11 protein-coding genes are annotated in these 13,402 nt (G+C 71.4%); 4 read left to right on the top strand and 7 right to left on the bottom strand.

The window, feature by feature from the left end; translation table 11 throughout:
* Positions 1 to 31: 31 nt before the first annotated feature.
* The 7 genes from MUU72_RS00630 to MUU72_RS00600 all read right to left on the bottom strand — a co-directional run bounded on the left by MUU72_RS00630 (position 32) and on the right by MUU72_RS00600 (position 9,028).
* A complete protein-coding gene (locus tag MUU72_RS00630; protein WP_308403757.1) occupies positions 32 to 1,249 on the bottom strand; it encodes an IPT/TIG domain-containing protein in 1,218 nt (405 codons plus the stop codon).
* Between the two features lie 1,052 nt (positions 1,250 to 2,301).
* Positions 2,302 to 4,200 carry a phosphocholine-specific phospholipase C gene (locus tag MUU72_RS00625; protein WP_248011062.1) on the bottom strand — a complete coding sequence of 633 codons (1,899 nt, stop codon included), beginning with the start codon at positions 4,198 to 4,200 and terminating at the stop codon, positions 2,302 to 2,304.
* Positions 4,197 to 4,886: an HAD family hydrolase gene (locus MUU72_RS00620; protein ID WP_248011061.1), complete on the bottom strand. Its 690-nt coding sequence runs from the start codon at positions 4,884 to 4,886 to the stop codon at positions 4,197 to 4,199. Before MUU72_RS00620 ends, MUU72_RS00625 begins: the two co-directional genes overlap by 4 nt.
* Positions 4,887 to 5,008: 122 nt before the next feature.
* The gene (locus MUU72_RS00615; RefSeq protein ID WP_248011060.1) at positions 5,009 to 6,136 is read right to left on the bottom strand and encodes an ABC transporter ATP-binding protein; all 1,128 of its coding nucleotides are present in this window, start codon (positions 6,134 to 6,136) and stop codon (positions 5,009 to 5,011) included.
* The gene (locus MUU72_RS00610) at positions 6,133 to 6,960 is read right to left on the bottom strand and encodes an ABC transporter permease subunit (RefSeq protein ID WP_248011059.1); all 828 of its coding nucleotides are present in this window, start codon (positions 6,958 to 6,960) and stop codon (positions 6,133 to 6,135) included. The genes MUU72_RS00615 and MUU72_RS00610 overlap by 4 nt, the downstream gene beginning before the upstream one ends.
* On the bottom strand, positions 6,948 to 7,880 hold the full coding sequence (locus tag MUU72_RS00605) for an ABC transporter permease (protein WP_248011058.1): 933 nt from the start codon (positions 7,878 to 7,880) through the stop codon (positions 6,948 to 6,950). Before MUU72_RS00605 ends, MUU72_RS00610 begins: the two co-directional genes overlap by 13 nt.
* Positions 7,877 to 9,028, bottom strand: a complete 1,152-nt coding sequence (locus tag MUU72_RS00600; protein ID WP_248011057.1) for an ABC transporter substrate-binding protein — start codon at positions 9,026 to 9,028, stop codon at positions 7,877 to 7,879. Before MUU72_RS00600 ends, MUU72_RS00605 begins: the two co-directional genes overlap by 4 nt.
* A 218-nt stretch (positions 9,029 to 9,246) precedes the next feature.
* Between MUU72_RS00600 and MUU72_RS00595 the strand changes: the two genes are divergently transcribed.
* From MUU72_RS00595 to MUU72_RS00580, 4 genes are all read left to right on the top strand, one after another.
* Complete coding sequence (locus tag MUU72_RS00595) at positions 9,247 to 10,005, top strand: GntR family transcriptional regulator (RefSeq protein WP_248011056.1); 759 nt, start codon at positions 9,247 to 9,249, stop codon at positions 10,003 to 10,005.
* Positions 10,006 to 10,024: 19 nt separating this feature from the next.
* Positions 10,025 to 11,179 (top strand): alanine racemase, encoded by a 1,155-nt coding sequence (locus MUU72_RS00590; protein WP_248011055.1) that lies wholly within the window; start codon positions 10,025 to 10,027, stop codon positions 11,177 to 11,179.
* A gap of 297 nt (positions 11,180 to 11,476) precedes the next feature.
* Positions 11,477 to 12,484, top strand: coding sequence for an ATP-binding cassette domain-containing protein (locus MUU72_RS00585; protein WP_248011054.1), 1,008 nt, complete (start codon positions 11,477 to 11,479; stop codon positions 12,482 to 12,484).
* Positions 12,481 to 13,299, top strand: a complete 819-nt coding sequence (locus MUU72_RS00580) for an ABC transporter permease (RefSeq protein ID WP_248011053.1) — start codon at positions 12,481 to 12,483, stop codon at positions 13,297 to 13,299. The genes MUU72_RS00585 and MUU72_RS00580 overlap by 4 nt, the downstream gene beginning before the upstream one ends.
* Positions 13,300 to 13,402 lie beyond the last annotated feature (103 nt).

Genomic DNA, 13,402 nt, shown 5'->3' with positions numbered 1-13,402 from the left:
ATGACGGCTCGGTGACCGACGGTCCGGTGGGTCAGGTGTAGGTGTAGCCGCCGGGGACAGTGGCGGTACCGGAGGCGGTCACCACGGTGACGGTGGCAGGGCCGACGGTCCCGGGCGGGGTGGTGCCGGTGACGGTGGTGGCGGTGGCGGTCACGCCGGTGGCCGGAACGCCGTTGAACAGCACGGCGAGCGTGCCGCCGAGGCCGGTGCCGGTGAGGGTGAAGGCGGTGCCCCCGGCGGCGGTTCCGGAGGTGGGGCTGATGGCGGCGGGGGCCGGCGGGGGCGGGGCGGCGAAGTAGGTGAAACCGCCGGGCACGGTGGCGCTTCCGCCGGGGCCGGTGACGGTCACGGTGACGTTACCGCCGGCGACGGGGCCGGCCGGGGTCAGCCCGACCAGTTGGGTTCCGGCCGGGTTGACGAACAGGATGGTCGAGGGGGTGGCGCCGAAGGTGACGCTGGTGACGCCGGTCAGGTGGGTGCCGGTGAGCACATAGGGGGTGCTGCCGGTGACCGGCCCGACCGCCGGGATGATCGAGGCCGCGGTCGGGGCCGGCGGGAGGTAGGTGAAGCCGCCGGGCACCGTGGTGTTGCCCGCGGGGCTGAGCAGGGTGACGGTGGCAGGGCCGACGGTCCCGGGCGGGGTGGTGCCGGTGACGGTGGTGGCGGTGGCGGTCACGCCGGTGGCCGGAACGCCGTTGAACAGCACGCCGGTCACGCTGCCGAGGTTGGTGCCGGTGATGGTGAACGCGGTCCCGCCGGTGCTCGGTCCGCTGGTCGGCGCGATAGCGGTGGGCGTGGGGGGCGGCGGAGGCGGCGTGAGGTAGGTGTAGGGCAGGGGGTTGCTGGTACCGGCCGGTGTGGTGACGATGATCTGCACGGTCCCGGGCGGGTTCGCCGGCGCGATCACCACCAGGAAGTCGAAGCCGGGGCGGCCCCCGCCCGGGTACCCGCCGTGCCCGGGCCAGCCGCCGGGGCCGCCCCAGCCGGCGCCCGCCTGCGGGGAGTCCTGCCCTGCACCGGGGTCACCGGGGCCGGTGAGAGGGCCCTGGTAGACGATGGTGGCCAGGACACCACCGAAGGTCACGCTGGTCGCGCCGCGCAGGTTCTGTCCGATCAGCCGGACGAGGTTTCCGCCCGTGGCGGGTCCGGAGTCGGGGATGGCGGCGAGCAGCGTCGGCGGTCCGGCGGGGGGCGGAGGGGGCCAGTAGCCCGTGGCCTGGGTCGCGGAGGCAACGGCGTTGGAGGTCACGATCAGTCTCCCGAGGAGTAGAGGGGTGAAGGCGGCGGCCCGCGAACACGGCCGTGCCAGTGCTGCCTGGGCGGAGTGAGCAACTGGTCGCCGGTGGTGCGGTGGTTGGCCGCGGCCGCCTGCCATGGCCGGCCCAAGAAGAGTCCGCACGATCCTGCACGAGGCCGGGCGGGAGCCTGCGGAAGGATCGGGCTGCGGGGGTGGACGGCCATCGTGCGGTGGGCGAGGTGGAGCACGGGATGGGCGCCGGCTCTTGGACTATGCCGGGGGCACGTCCTCAGCACCTCGTCTCCAGTAATCCACGCGGTAGGACAAGCGCTCAAGTCTGAAGGCGCAGCGTCACCCCATTGGCGCAGCGGGAAAACGCCGGAGGCAGCCGAGGAGAGATCGCACCGGCGGCCAGGGCGCTCGATGAGGGGGTCTGGCCCGCTGCTGCCTGGCCGTGCTTGTCATGATGGGCTTCCGGTACGTCGGCCGCCCATTCCCCGCCAGGGGCTGACGCAGCAACTGCCGCGGGAACGCGGCCGCGGGCGGGGATCGGGCACTGCACCCCCTGTCGGTGGTGGGCGAACGGCCAAGCCCGCGTGGGCCCGCCCGTACCCCAAGTTCCTTGCCGGCGTTCGGTATCAGGCCGACCGCCTCATCGAGCAGTCCATGCAGGAAGAGGACCGCGTCAGCGGGGCCCGGGGCCGGCTGCCGGCTGAGCGGACCGAGGGGGACCGGAAAGAGACCGCGAAGAGACCGGAAAAGCTGGTCGGGAGCGGGATGGGTAGGGGAGCCCGTGCGTGGTCCGGATCTTGGCCTCAGCGCCCTGAACGCCGGGCCCGAATATTGCCGCCACTTCGAGGCCCGTTCGTCCAGCACCGTCCAGGTGACCATCGCGGCCCGGACCCTGCGCGACGCCGGGCACCGGGGCGACGTGCTCGACCTCTCCTCCGACGCGGCAGGGGAAGCACGCGCGCTCTCCGTGCGCGCACCACGCTGCCCGCGCGCCGGTGCCGCCGGCGCAGGGCCGGTTCCGGCATCGACGAGCGAGCCGCCGGCCGCCGTGATCAGCGCGGTGCGGACGGCGCCGCTCCGACCGCGTGCACGGTCCCCGCATACCGCTGGGCGAAGCCCGTGGCGCCATCGGCCGTGACGGTCACGTCGTACCGTCCACCGTCCGTGCGCCAGGGCAGGACGGCCTCCTCGCCCGGCCCGACCAGCCGGGTGCGCACCGCGCCGCCGAAGTCGTTCGGGGTGACCGTGAAGGACACGGCCGCTTCGCCGTCGTTGGCCAGCAGCAACTCGACGGCCGAGGTTTCCGGCTCGCTGCCCCGTAGGACCGCTGTCACGCGGGGGACGGCGATGTCCCCCTGACCGGCTCCCGCCACCGTCCCGGCGAAGCGGCAGACGAAACCGTCGGCACCGTGGACCGTGAAGTCGTAGCGCCCGGCGGTACTCACCGTCTCCCACACGAAGGTGTCGGTGCTGTGCGGGGCGACGGTGTACGGCGTTCCCGCGAACGGCCGGTGGATGTTCGGGAAGACCGTGAAATGGAAGGTCTCCGGCCCCTCGTTGGCGAGCACGCAGGTGACCTTGCCGGTGGCGCGGTCCACCGCGATGTCAGCCCAGGGGCGGTACCGCAGTGGCCGGTGCGGGCGCGCGCCGCCGGGTTCCTGTACCGGCGTGACCTGCGCGCCCGGTGCGGGGAGCGGCACCGGCGGCAGTTCCGTCGCGGCATCGGCCTGCTCCACCAGCGCACGGGTGTCCGGAAGTTGGGGGAGCGAGAAGTCGGGCCGGGTGAAGTCGAAGCAGGTGGTGAGATCGCCGCACACGGCGCGGCGCCATGCCGCGATGTTGGGCTCCCGCACGCCGGTGACGAGTTCGAGGAAGCGCAGGACGGAGGTGTGGTCGAAGACCTGGGAGTTGACCCAGCCGCCGCGCGACCACGGGGATATCACCCACAGGGGGACGCGGTTGCCCAGCCCGATCGGCTGCCCGTCCACGAACTCGTCGGGGGTTCCCGCGGGCGGGAACGGCGGCACCACGTGGTCGAAGTAGCCGTCGTTCTCGTCGTACATGACGAGGAAGACGGTGTGCCGCCACACCTCCGGGTTCGCGAACAGCGACCGCAGGGCGGTGTCGACCCAGTGCGCGCCGTATGCGGGGCTGGCGGTCGGATGCTCGCAGAACAGATACGGCGAGACCAGCCAGGACACCGTCGGCAGGGTGCCGTCCTGGCAGTGCGTGTCGAACGCCGACAGGTCCCACTTCGTCATCGCGTCGCGGTAGCGGGGGTCGTCCTTGTCGAACCGGTGGAACTGGCCGAAGTACTCCAGGGCGTTGTCCTCGTAGTTGCCGTCCCGCTCGTCCAGGCCGGGAGAGTGGTAGACGCGCCAGCTGACACCGGCGGCCGACAGGCGCTCCGCGTAGGTGGTCCAGTCGCAGACCGGGCTCTCGGGCAGCGGGGTGTTGTCGATCCACGGGCCCGTCGTACCGTCCCGGCCCGGGCCGGCCGTGCCGGTCCACAGGTAGAGCCGGTTGGGGCTGGTGGGCCCGGCCAGTGAGCAGAAGTACCCGTCGCACAGCGTGAACGCGTCGGCCAGCGCGTACTGGTAGGGGATGTCCGCACGGGTGAGGTAGCCCATGCTCTGCTCGCCCTTGGCGGACGTCCAGCGGTTCATCGCGCCGTTGTTGATGGCCTCGTGACCGCTCTCCCAGTCGTGCGGCAGGCCGTCCGCGTTCTGCGCGTCGAACGTGGTCGAGTCCATCCGGTACGGCAGCAGGAACCCGCCGTCGGGTCGGGACAGTGCGGGCTGGTGGAAGACGCTGTCGCCGTTCGGGAACGTCAGCGCCTGGCGGTCGTCGAAGCCGCGCACGCCGTTCAGCGTGCCGAAGTAGTGGTCGAAACTGCGGTTCTCCTGCATCAGGATCACGACGTGCCGGATGTCGTCCACGGTGTCTGTCACTGCCTTTCTGCTGACGCGATGAGGGAGCCGAGCAGGGCCAGGTCGGCCCGCTCCAGGGAGTCGAGGACGGTCCGGTTGGCCGAGGGCCGGATCGGTACGGTGGAGGGAACGGCGAGCACCGCACACCCGGCAGCCTCGGCCGAGGCGACACCTGTGGGCGTGTCCTCGACGACCACGCACGTGTGCGGCGCGACGCCCAGAGCGGCGGCCGCGGCCAGGTACGGGTCGGGCGCCGGTTTGGTGCGGGCGGTGTCCTCGACCGCGAAGGTCAGCGTGAACCGGTCCTCCCCCAGCGCCGTTCGCACCAGGTCGACGACGTGGCGCGGCGAGGCGGAGACGATCGCCGCGGGCACGCCGGCCGTGGCCAGCTCGTCCAGCAGGCGCAGTACGCCCGGACGCGGAACGAGATCGCCGGCGACCCGGGCGGCGAACTCGGCATCCAGCTCGGTGGCGAGCGCCCCGGGGTCGCAGGCCGCCGGAGCACCCGTGCGGTGCAGGTGGGCCGCCGTGTACACAGCCGGGCGACCCAGTACGTGAGGGGTGTCCGCGTCGGTCAGGGGCCGCCCGATCCGGTTGGCGACCTGTTCGACCGCGGCGCTCCACAGCCGCTCGGTGTCGACGAGGGTGCCATCCATGTCGAACAGGACGGCAGCGGGAAGGGCGGGCGCGGTGATGCGGTGCTCCAAGGCGCTTTTCTCCAACAGGCGGTCATGTGCGGAAGCGGAGGGCGTTCCGCGTCCGTCAAGGGGGTCGTCAGCCCGGTCGATGACCGCTGACGTCGTCTTCCGGCGGGGCATCGTTCCGGCCGTCAGCTCCCTGCGCCGCCGCTTGCGCGGCGGCGGTCCACCAGCACGGGCCGGTGCGCCAGCGTCAGCGTCACCGCCGCACCGACCGGAAGCCTGGTCATGGCGTGGGTGGGCACGTCGGCCGCCACCTCGGCGCCGTTGGCCAGCCGCACGGTCAACCGCGAGGTCGCGCCGAGGAAGGCCGCGCCCGTGATCCGGGAGGTGCCGTTCTCGTCCGCCGTGACCTCGACCGCCTCCGGCCGTACCAGTACGTCCACGTCACCGGTGCCGCCGGCGGCACCGGTGCCCGGCAGCCTCCCGCTGACCGGCAGACTGCGGCCGAGTACGTGCACGGTCCCGTCGTCCGCCCCGGGCCGGGCCGGGATCCGGCTCATCACGCCCACGAACTCGGCAACGAACGCGGTCGCGGGGCGTTCGTACAGCTCCGCCGGAGGCGCGCACTGCTCCAGTCGTCCGGCCCGCATCACCGCGACCCGGTCGGCCATGGAGAGGGCTTCCTCCTGGTCGTGTGTCACGAAAAGGGTCGTGATGCCCAGCTGCTGTTGGATGCGGCGGATCTCCTCGCGCAGCGTCAGGCGCACCTGTGCGTCGAGTGCCGACAGCGGCTCGTCGAGCAGCAGCACACGTGGCCGCAGCGCCAAAGCCCGCGCCAGCGCGATCCGCTGCTGCTGACCTCCGGACAGCTGGTGCGGATAGTGGCCGGTGTGGTGCGGCAGCCCGACCAGCTCGACGAGTTCGGCGGCGCGGGCCCGCCGCTCGGCTGTGCGGATGCCGCTCATCCGCAGCCCGAAGGCGACGTTGTCGAGGGCGGTCAGGTGCGGGAAGAGGCTGTAGGACTGGAACACCATGCCCGCGTCGCGCCGGTGCGCCGGAACACCCGTGATGTCCTCGCCGTCCACGAGGACCTCGCCCGAGTCGGGCCGCTCGAATCCGGCGAGGGTGCGCAGTGCGGTGGTCTTGCCGCAACCGGACGGGCCGAGCAGCGCCACGAGTTCACCCGGCTCGACCGTCAGGTCCAGGCCGTCCAGCGCGGTCGTTGCGCCGAAGGCGCGGCGCAGCCCGCGGAACTCGACGGTGGCACCCGTCCGTGCCGGGCTGAGGGGGGTGAGATCGCTTACCAGGTCGGTCATGAGGTCTCCTTGGGATGGTGAGCGCGTCCGGCGGTGGCGACGACCAGCAGCAGCACCCAGGTGACGAGCAGGCCCATCACCGACACGGCCACCGACATCTGCGCCTGTGAGCCGCTGATGGCGAGGATCCACACGGCGAACGGCTGGTAGCCGAGGATCGCGGCGACGGTGTACTCACCGAGCACCAGCGCCAGGGTCAGGAACGCCGTGTTGAGCAGCGCCCCGCGCAGGTTGGGCAGCACCACCTGCAGGAGGGTGCGCGGCCATGGCGCCCGGCAGGCCCGGGCGGCCTCGACCAGCATCCGCAGGTCGATGGCCGCGATCCCGGCGTCGAGTGTGCGGTACGCCAGCGGCAGTGCCATCAGCGTGTAGGCGAGCACCAGGACGAAGGGGAAGTTCTGGTCCTGGAGGGCTGCCAGGGCCTGGAAGACCGGGGTGCCGGCGAAGTGGTCGGGTCCCCAGCGCAACACCGCGCTGATCCCCGCGACGAGGGCAACAGCAGGTACCACCAACGGCAGCATGCACACGATCTCGACGAGTGTGCGCAGGCGCGGTGCGGCCAGCCGCACGGTGACCAGGGCAGGCACCAGCAGCGCCAGCACGAGCGCGATCGTGGCGGCCGCCAGTTTCAGGGTCAGCGTCAGGCTGTCGGTGAAGCCGCCGGCGCCGAGGACGCCGGTGTAGGCCCCGAAGCCGATGCTCCGGCCCGGGGTGCCGGCGCCGATGCTGAAGGCGACGGCGCAGGCGAGCGGAACGAGGAAGTAGGCACCGGTGAGCAGCAAGACGAAGGCGCGCCCGTACCGGATTCTGCTCAGGCCAGCCATCGCGCGCTCCTCCGCTGTAGCGGCAGCTGAACGGCCATGACGAGCCCCGCCACCACCACCATGTCGACTCCGAGCGCGAGCGCGACATTGCCCTGGCCTACCAGGACGTTGCCGGACAGCGCGTCCGCGATCTGCATGGTGACCAGGGGTACCGAACTGCCGACCATCGCGGCGGCAGTCGCATAGGCGCTGAACGCGCTGCCGAACAGCAGTACGTAGCCGCCGAGGAGCGAGGGCGTGAGGAGGGGCAGCGCGACATGAGCCCAGTACCGGAAGGTGTTCGCACCGTTGTTGCGTGCGGCCTCGCACCACTGCCGCCGCAGCCCCTCCAGAGCCGGGGTGAGCGTGAGCACCATGAGCGGGATGAGGAAGTAGAGGTAGACCAAGGTCAGGCCCCAGAAGCCGTACAGGCTCCAGCCGTGGCTGAGCAGGTGGAAGCGGTGCGTCAGCACGCCGGCGTTGCCCAGCGTCGCCACGAAGGCGAACGCGAGCGGCACCCCGCCGAAGTTCGCCAGCACGCCCGACCCTGCCAGCACCGCCCTGCGCAGGGCGCGGAAGCGCGAGGTCACGATCACGTGGGCGATCGGCAGGCCGACGACGGTGGCGATCAACGCGGAGACAGCGGAGAGCTTGACGCTGCCGATCAGCGAGGTCAGGTAGGCGCCGTGCACCGAGGCGCTCATGTTCGCGCCGGTGAGGTGGACCCCGCCCGGCGCGGTCTCGGGCGTGGTGAACGCACCGAACACCATCGTCCCGAAAGCCAGGCCGAACACCACGACGGTGAACGCGAGCAGCGGGACGACACCGAGCCAGCCCGTCAGGCGCGGAGGGCGCAGCCGCCGGGCGGGCCCGAGGCCGGCACTGCGGCCGGCGGAACGGGGCCGGCTGCTGCCGCCGGCCGCCGTGGGGATGGCACTCATCCGGCGACCGCCTGGGACCAGCCCTGGGCGACGTCCTGCTTGGCCTTGCTGAGCTGGCCCTCGGTCGGGAAGGTGCTCGCACCGTTGCGGGGGACCTGCGGGAGTTTGGCGGCAGCGGCCGTGTCGAGAGTCCCCGCCTGCTTCATCGAGGGCATCAGCACCGGGCGGGAGTAGCCCTTGAGCCACAGGTTCTGGCCCTCGGGGCTGTACAGGAACTCCTGCCACAGGCGGGCCGCGGCCGGGTGCGGTGCCCACTTCACGATCGCCTGCGAGTAGTAATTGGCGTACACGCCGTCGGTCGGGATGCTGACCTTCCAGTTGACGCCCTTGCCGCGGAGCTGGTCCGCGTAGCCGGTGTTGAGGTAGTCCCAGGTGATGCTGATCGGTGTCTCGCCCTTCTGAATGGTCGCAGGGCTCGACTCGACGGGGTTGAAGTTGCCGGACTTCTTCAGGCGGGCGAAGAAGTCCAGGCCGGGCTTGACGTTGTCGTAGGAGCCCTTGTCGGCGAGTGCCGAGGCGAGCACGGCGCCGAAGGCCGAGGCGGACTTCGTCGGGTTGCCGGTCAGTGCGACCTGGCCCTTGTACTGCGGATCGAGCAGTTCGGCGAAGGTCTTCGGACACTTCTTGACGCGGGCCGCGTCACAACCGATGGAGACGTAGCCGCCGAAGTCGTTGTACCAGCGGGCCTGGGGGTCCTTCTGTGTCTTCGGGATCTGCCCGAACGCGCTGACCTGGTAGGGCGCCAGGAGGTTCTGCCCGGCCGCGCTCATGGCGAAGGAACTGCCCACGTCGATGACGTCCGGAGACCGGTCCTGGCCCTTGCGGGAGGTGACCGCGCTGATCTCGTCCTGGCTGGAACCGCTGGGGTTCTCGACCTCGACCTTGATCCCGTACTTCTTCTCGAAGGTGTCGATGATCTCGCCGTAGTTCGCCCAGTCGCGAGGAAGGGCGATGGCGTTCAGCTTGCCTTCCTTCTTCGCGGCTGCCACGAGGGCGTCCATGCCGCCGAAATCCTTGGCCGAGGTGGTGGTCGCGGCCTTGCTGCTGCCATCGACCCCGGCGCCGCCGGATGCGCCGCAGGCACTGAGCCCAACGGCTGCCACGACGACGGAGCAGGCGAGGCTCACCGTGCGGACGTGCAGTTTCACAAGGTTCTCCAGGGGGGTGGTGGAGTTGGCTGTACAACTTGGATCATTACCGCGAAGGATGGTGTCCGGAAGGTGAACGTCACCGTGCGGAGGGGCGAGCGTCGCGGGAAGAGGCCATACGCCGGCCGGGAGGCCGGGTCGCAGCTGGTAGACAGCTGCGACCAGCGGATAAGGTCATCCGGAGCAGCGGGAGGCGCTTGATGGCGAAGGAGAGCGGCATGGCAGGCACGGGCGGCCGCGCGGCGGGGGCCAGGTACCGGCAGTTGGCAGCCGACTTGCGGGAGGCCATCGCCTCGGGGGCCTACGGTGCCGGCGGCCGTCTGCCCAGCGAGGAGGAGCTCGCCCAGCGGTACGCCGTGTCCCGCGGCACCGTGCGCCAGGCGCTGACGGTACTGCGCGCCAACGGCCTGGTCACCTCCCGGCGCGGCACGCGGCGCGTGGTACTCGGCACCGCCCGCACGCAGAGCTTCTTCGAGCTGCTGAGCTTCACCCACTGGGCGCGGTCGATCGGGGAGGAGCCGGGCGGCCGCACCATCGATGTCGAATGCCGTCCCGCCGATCCGTCGGAGTGCGAACAACTCGCTCTCGAACCGGGGGCGCCGATCTACCGGGTGCTGCGGCTCCGCACCCTGTCGCGGGTGCCGACCATGATCGAGCGCACCCTCTACCCCGAGCGTGTCGGCGCCATGATCGCCGGCCTGGAAACCGATGCCGTCTCGCACACCGAGCCGCTGGCGGACCTCGGAGTGGTGTTCGCCGACGCCGAACACACCATTGACCTGGTCCACGCCGACACGGAGGACGCCCGCCTGCTCGGCTGCGCGGCCGGCGGACCTCTGATCCGGGAGCGGCGGCGCGTGACCGATCCGGCGGGCACGCCACTGGCATGGTCCGAGGACCGCTTCCTGCCGGGCACGGTGGCGTTCACGGTGCACAACTCGGTGGCGACGACGGCGCTTTCGCGCCGCCGTGCCTGACGACCGGTCTGGAGGGCCGATGAGCCACGACGACACGCTGTCCACGGGGGCGCGCGAGATGCCCGAACTCCGGCTCAGCCTGCCCGCGCTGGACCACAACGTCCAGCTCATGGCGGACTGGTGCCGCGATCAGGGCGTCGCACTGTGCCCGCACATCAAGACCACCATGACGCGCCCGATTGTCGAGCGGCAGCTGGCCGCCGGGGCGTGGGGCGTCACGGTCGCGACCGTGCGGCAGGGCGGCACGGCGCTGGGCTGGGGAGCACGGCGCATCCTCATCGCCAACGAGGTGATCCACCGCCCCGACCTCGCCCTCATGCGGCGCTGGCTTGAGGAAACACCTGATCTCGAGCTCTACTGTTTCGTGGACTCGATGGCCGGGCTGAACCTCGCGCGGTCGGTCATGGACGGGGTGCGCAGTCCCCTGCACGTCCTGGTCGACGTCGGTGCGGAAGGCGGCCGGACCGGCGTACGGGAGGCCGCCACGGCGCACGGACTCGCCGTGGCCGCCCAGGAATCCTCAGGAATCCTCCTGGCCGGTGTCGCGGGCTACGAGGGCATCCGGCCCAACCGCCGGGACGCCACCACCGTTGCGGAGGTCGACGCCCACTGCCGGAAGGCGGCCGATCTCTTCCGCAGCCTGACACCGCTGTTCCAGACCGCGCGGCCGGTATTCAGCATGGGCGGCTCCGCCTTCCCCGACCGGGTCGTCCACGCCCTGTCGGACCTTACCGAGCGGCCCGGGGCGGTGCCGGTGGTGCCGGTCCTGCGGTCGGGCTGCTACGTCACCCACGACCACGGCACGTACGAGCAGGTCTCGCCCCTGCCGGGGCTGAAGGCGGCACTGACCGTACGGGCGGTCGTGCTCTCCGCGCCGGAACCGGGACGCATCGTCGTCGGCGCCGGGAAACGTGAACTGCCCTACGACGCCGGGCTGCCGGTCCTGATCGGCTCCCGCGACGCACAGGGAACGCCGCAGCCGGCCGCGCGGGCCACCGCGGAGCAGATCTACGATCACCACCTGGTCCTCACGGGCGCCCGCGGCCTGAAGGTGGGCGACGTGGTCGACCTCGGGATCTCCCACCCGTGCTCGGCCTTCGACCGGTGGCCCGACATCACCGTGGTCGACGACGAGGGCCGCACCCAGGATGTGTGGCACCCCCAGGTCCGTTAGCGGGGCGGAGGACCGGCACGGTCACCGGGCGTGCTCACCCCTGATGTCGGCCACTCCAGCAGGACGGCCACCGGATCGGCGGCCGTCCTGCTGCTCTGCTGCCAAGGGGGGCGCCGGTCACAGGTGTTGAGGATGCGGAGCGCAGCGGTCGGCACCGGGACCTGGTCTGGTGCGCTCGTGTGCTAGCCTCTCGGGCGACTACTCGCCGTAGGGCCCAGCCCTCGCCATCAAGCCTCCTCGTGTCCGGTGACACCAGGAAGGCGGGAGTCACACCAAGTCCTGGCAAGGGGTGTGACGATGGGTGCTGCCCACGTAGCAGATCCGGCTGTGGAAGCCGTCGATCTGGTCAAGAGTTATCCGGCCGGCAGGAACAAGCCGCGCATCACGGCATTGCGGGGGCTGAGCTTCGCAGCGGCGAAGGGGACCGTATTCGGACTGCTCGGGCCGAACGGAGCCGGCAAGTCGACCACGGTGAAGATCCTCTCGACGCTCTCGGCCGCCGACTCGGGATCGGCGCGCGTGGCCGGGATCGAGGCGGCGACGCGGCCCGAGCAGGTGCGCCGGGTGATCGGGTTCGTGTCGCAGAAGTCCGGCGCGGACCCGATGGGCACCGCGACCGAGAACCTGCTGCTCGCCGGACGCCTGCACGGGATGTCCCGTCGGGATGCCGTGGCCCGCGCCCGCGAGCTTCTCGACAGGTTCGGCCTGGCCGACGCCGCGAACCGGCTGGTGCAGACCTACTCCGGCGGTATGGCGCGCAAGCTCGACGTTGCGCTCGGCTTGATGCACCGCCCCCAGGTGCTCTTCCTCGACGAACCGACGACCGGGCTCGACCCCCATGCCCGCAGCGAAATGTGGGCCGAGATCGCACGGATGGCCGGGGACGAGCAGATGACGGTGCTGTTGACGACGCACTACCTGGAGGAGGCCGATCATCTCGCCGACCGGCTCGCGATCGTCGACCAAGGCAGGGTGGTCGTCGCCGGCACCCCGGAGGAACTCAAGAGCGGCCTGCGCGGCGACGCGGTGCACATCGAGTTGGCCCAGGCTGACGACCGGGCGCCCGCGGTCCTGCGGACGGTGCCCGAACTGCGGGACATCACCATGGACGGGAGCACCGTCCGTGGCCGAACCGATGACGGTGCCCGGGCGTTGCCACCCGTACTGGCCGCCCTTGAGGAAGCGGGCATGGCCGTGACCTCCGCGACTCTCGCCCGCCCCTCGCTCGATGACGTCTACCTGCGGCACACCGGCCACAGCCTCGACGCCGACGCAGACCCGAAGGCCCTGGAGGTGACGAAGTGACCACCGCACACCAGCACTTCACAGGTGCGCGCCCCCTCACCGTGCTCACGCACGCCGCGCTCCTGACCGGTCGGCTGCTGCGCGCCCTTTGGCGGATGCCGACCTTCCTCGTCATCGGCCTGGTGCAGCCGGTGATCTGGCTGCTGCTGTTCGGACAGCTGTTCCGCTCGGTGGTGGGCCTTCCCGGGTTCACCCACGCAGCCGGCGGCTTCCTGCGGTTCCTCACGCCGGGCGTGGTGATGATGACCGCGCTGTTCGCGAGCGCGTGGGCAGGAACGACCTACCAGGAGGACATCGACCGCGGCGTGATGGACCGGATGCTCACCTCCCCCGCCAGCCGAGGCGCCATGGCGATCGCGACCATGGCCTACCAGGCGATCCAGACGCTCATCCAAAGCCTGATCATCGTCGCCATCGCCCTGGCCGCCGGCGCCCGGTTCCCCGGAGGCGTAGCCGGAGTCGGCGTCACCCTGCTTGCCGCGGTGCTGCTGACCCTGATCTTCTCGGCCCTGTCCGACGCCGTGGCGCTGCTGACCCGCCAGCAGGCGACACTCATCGCGATCTCCCAATTCACCACGCTGCCGCTGATGTTCCTCAGCTCGGCCGTGATGGACCTCGGCCTCGCCCCGGGCTGGGTCGGTGTCGTCGCCGAGTACAACCCCGTGGAATGGGCGGTCGTCGCGGCCCGGGAGGCGATGGGCGCCCACACCGACTGGAACACGGTCCGGCTGCACCTCGGGTTGCTCGCAGCGGCAGCCCTCGTCATGGGCTGGCTGTCCACGCGTGCCTTCCGCGCCTACCGGCAGCAGGCGTGACGCAACCGGTCGGGCCCGCCATGCCCCCCACCCGCCCGCGGCACCTGTTCCCGTAGCTGCCCAAGGCGCCGGGCCGCACCGAGCCACTGCGCAAAGCAGCCGG

Origin of the sequence: Streptomyces rhizoryzae (assembly GCF_023155275.1) — a bacterium.
GTDB lineage: Bacteria > Actinomycetota > Actinomycetes > Streptomycetales > Streptomycetaceae > Streptomyces > Streptomyces rhizoryzae.
Note: the sequence above shows the minus strand (reverse complement) of the source record. Positions and strands in the feature narration are given on the sequence as shown.

Coding starts and splice junctions, on each gene's coding strand:
- MUU72_RS00615 (WP_248011060.1), bottom strand. CDS start 6,136: ATGACCGACCTGGTAAGCGATCTCACCCCCCTCAGCCCGGCACGGACG.
- MUU72_RS00610 (WP_248011059.1), bottom strand. CDS start 6,960: ATGGCTGGCCTGAGCAGAATCCGGTACGGGCGCGCCTTCGTCTTGCTG.
- MUU72_RS00605 (WP_248011058.1), bottom strand. CDS start 7,880: ATGAGTGCCATCCCCACGGCGGCCGGCGGCAGCAGCCGGCCCCGTTCC.
- MUU72_RS00595 (WP_248011056.1), top strand. CDS start 9,247: ATGGCAGGCACGGGCGGCCGCGCGGCGGGGGCCAGGTACCGGCAGTTG.
- MUU72_RS00590 (WP_248011055.1), top strand. CDS start 10,025: ATGAGCCACGACGACACGCTGTCCACGGGGGCGCGCGAGATGCCCGAA.
- MUU72_RS00585 (WP_248011054.1), top strand. CDS start 11,477: ATGGGTGCTGCCCACGTAGCAGATCCGGCTGTGGAAGCCGTCGATCTG.